Source organism: Micromonospora sp. NPDC049274, assembly GCF_040678875.1.
In the GTDB taxonomy this organism is placed as follows: Bacteria; Actinomycetota; Actinomycetes; order Mycobacteriales; family Micromonosporaceae; genus Micromonospora.
In genome coordinates this window covers 1380-3133 of record NZ_JBFAQS010000037.1, presented here as the reverse complement: position 1 = coordinate 3133, position 1754 = coordinate 1380, and the positions used below count along the sequence as shown (strand labels likewise).

Sequence of the window (1754 nt, the reverse complement as noted above, 5' to 3'; positions counted from 1 at the left end):
TAGGATGTAAGCACCCTGTTGGGTCCTGAAAGAACAACCGGTGGTTGTTTCTTTCGGAGACTTGGCCAGCCCTCCGTTGTGGGGGCTGGGAGTCTGCCAGGCATGGCCTGGCTCCACATACCGCCGATCGAGGATCGGGTTTGGTGTGGGGCGGATCGGGTTGTGGGTTGGTCGTTTGTTGAGAATTGCACAGTGGACGCGAGCATCTTTGTGGTCAAGTTGTCAAGGGCGAACGGTGAATGCCTTGGCACCAGGAGCCGATGAAGGACGTGGGAGGCCGCGATAGGCCTGGGGGAGCTGTCAACCAAGCTGTGATCCCAGGGTGTCCGAATGGGGAAACCTGGCACCAGTCATGTGGTGTCACCCACACCTGAACACATAGGGTGTGTGGAGGGAACGCGGGGAAGTGAAACATCTCAGTACCCGTAGGAAGAGAAAACAATTTAGTGATTCCGTGAGTAGTGGCGAGCGAAAGCGGATCGAGGCTAAACCGGCTGCGTGTGATACCTGTCAGGGGTTGCGTGGTCGGGGTTGTGGGACCCTGCTAAACAAGCTGACACTTGTTTGAGAAGTTACAAAGTTAGTGGCTAGTCGAACAGTCTGGAATGGCTGACCGTAGACGGTGAAAGTCCGGTAGGTGAAAGTTGCTGACCTTCTGTGGGTGTTCCCGAGTAGCGGCGGACCCCTGAAATCTGCCGTGAATCTGCCAGGACCACCTGGTAAGCCTAAATACTTCCTGGTGACCGATAGCGGACAAGTACCGTGAGGGAATGGTGAAAAGTACCCCGGGAGGGGAGTGAAATAGTACCTGAAACCGTTCGCCTACAATCCGTCGGAGCCTTGCGGGGTGACGGCGTGCCTTTTGAAGAATGAGCCTGCGAGTTAGTGGCATGTGGCGAGGTTAACCCGTGTGGGGGAGCCGTAGCGAAAGCGAGTCTGAATAGGGCGATTCAGTCGCGTGTCCTAGACCCGAAGCGGAGTGATCTAGCCATGGGCAGGCTGAAGCGCGGGTAAGACCGCGTGGAGGGCCGAACCCACCAATGTTGAAAAATTGGGGGATGACCTGTGGTTAGGGGTGAAAGGCCAATCAAACTCCGTGATAGCTGGTTCTCCCCGAAATGCATTTAGGTGCAGCGTCGCGTGTTTCTTGCCGGAGGTAGAGCACTGGATGGTCTAGGGGGCCCACAAGCTTACCGAAATCAGCCAAACTCCGAATGCCGGTAAGTGAGAGCGCGGCAGTGAGACTGCGGGGGATAAGCTTCGTAGTCGAGAGGGAAACAGCCCAGATCACCAGCTAAGGCCCCTAAGCGTGTGCTAAGTGGAAAAGGATGTGGGGTCGCATAGACAACCAGGAGGTTGGCTTAGAAGCAGCCACCCTTTAAAGAGTGCGTAATAGCTCACTGGTCAAGTGGTTCCGCGCCGACAATGTAGCGGGGCTCAAGCACACCGCCGAAGCTGTGGCATTCACATTTTATCCTCGCTTGGACTTGATTCCTTGTGCAGGTGTGTGGATGGGTAGGGGAGCGTCGTGCCGCGAGTGAAGCAGCGGGGTGACCCAGTTGTGGACGCGGCACGAGTGAGAATGCAGGCATGAGTAGCGAAAGAAGGGTGAGAAACCCTTCCGCCGGATGACCAAGGGTTCCAGGGCCAGGCTAATCCGCCCTGGGTGAGTCGGGACCTAAGGCGAGGCCGAGAGGCGTAGTCGATGGACAACGGGTTGATATTCCCGTACCCGCGAAAGAGCGTCCCTGATG

1 other annotated feature (only partly in view) is annotated in these 1754 nt (G+C 56.7%).

Annotated features, from left to right (window positions below):
• The first annotated feature begins 212 nt into the window (after positions 1–212).
• Positions 213–1754, top strand: a sequence feature (mutual gap in cmsearch alignment for this rRNA model is longer than 100); it runs 1379 nt beyond the window's last position.